Annotated in this window: 1 protein-coding gene; it reads left to right on the top strand. The window is 32.8% G+C overall.

Translation table 11 applies throughout. The features are described 5' to 3' along the window. On the top strand, positions 1–305 hold a 305-nt coding region (locus AMO19_RS01915), incomplete at both ends, for a methylenetetrahydrofolate reductase (protein WP_179850475.1).

Here is a 305-nt window from a genome sequence, read left to right as displayed (position 1 = left end):
AAATTGTAGAAATAAAAGAAGTCTAGAAAATAGAATGAGAAGGAAAAAAGAGGCTGGAGCTGGATTCATACAAACTCAAATGGTTATGGAAAAAGAAAATTTGATAGATTTTTGTGAAAAAATTAGCAAGCCTCTTGAAATTCCTGTAATTGCAGGTGTATTCCTATTAAAGTCTTACAAAAACGCTCTCTTTATAAACAAATACGTTCCAGGTGCCAACATCCCTGAAAATATCTTAAATCGTCTTAAAGATGCTAAAGAGCCATTACAAGAAGGCATTAAAATTGCAGCTGAACAAGCTCATG

The sequence above is a fragment of the Prochlorococcus marinus genome, from assembly GCF_001180245.1.
Classification (GTDB): Bacteria; Cyanobacteriota; Cyanobacteriia; order PCC-6307; family Cyanobiaceae; genus Prochlorococcus_A; species Prochlorococcus_A marinus_F.
Note: the sequence above shows the minus strand (reverse complement) of the source record. Positions and strands in the feature narration are given on the sequence as shown.